Source organism: Oleiphilus sp. HI0066 (assembly GCF_001635725.1).
Window position 1 is genome coordinate 1 of sequence record NZ_LWFH01000387.1, and the last position, 1,000, is coordinate 1,000.

Annotated in this window: 1 pseudogene; it reads left to right on the top strand. The window is 47.5% G+C overall.

The features are described from left to right. Nucleotides 1-33: 33 nt before the first annotated feature. Nucleotides 34-1,000, top strand: a pseudogene (locus tag A3738_RS31825) (carbon-phosphorus lyase complex subunit PhnI); the annotation flags it as partial.

Genomic DNA, 1,000 nt, shown 5'->3' on the forward strand with positions numbered 1-1,000 from the left:
ATTACCACGCACGACACAAGTGGAGGTGATTTAATGGCATATGTTGCAGTAAAAGGTGGCGGCCAGGCACTTAGAGGTGCTGAAGGTGCGTTCGATTACCTTAGAGCGAGGCAAGGAGAGCAGGCGATTGATTCTGAATCGATTCGTCATCAACTAAGACTTCTGCACAGCCGCGTTATTTCTGAAGGAGGGATTTTTCACCCAGACTTAGCTTCGTTGGCAATAAAGCAGTTTCATGGCGATACACTTGAAGCATCTTTTGCGCTCAGGGCTTATCGATCAACAGTTCCCAGATTATTAGAAACACCGTTAACCGATACTAGCAGAATGCGTGTTACGCGTTGAATTTCGTCTGCCTTTAAAGATATTCCAAATGGTCAAATGTTAGGTGCCACCACCGACTATCAGCTTAGATTAATGCGAATGGAAATGTTTGATGAGTCGCCTGAAACCTTTCAAACGATTGCCAAGAAATGGTTTGCCGATATACCTGAGGCAAATGTACCGGATACCTTTCCAAAAGTGCTGGATGAACTGAGAAAGCAGGGGCTTCTTCCTCCTGAATCTGAACAGCATAGTTCTAATGATCCTTTTGATATCACGCGTGAGCCGCTGGTTTTTCCAGTTCCGAGGTCCGCGGCATTAGCCACAATGGCTAGGGCAGAGCAGGGCTCATTACTCGCCATGGCCTATTCAAATATGCGAGGTTACGGCGATATACATCCTACCGTTGCGGAATTACGTGTGGGTTATGTGCCTGTGATGCTACCTCACCCGATTACCGGTGAATTGACTGAAATTGGCGAAGTGGAAGTGACTGAATGCGAAGTCGTGGCCATGTACGAGGATGAGCAAGATGGGCAAAGGGCCAATAAGAAGGCCATGTTCACCTTAGGCTATGGCGCGTGCTTTGGGCACAATGAAGTGAAAGCAATTAGTATGGCGATCTTGGATCGTGCGCTTCAGAAAGGGATGCGAGACGGCCCATCAAATCCATCAG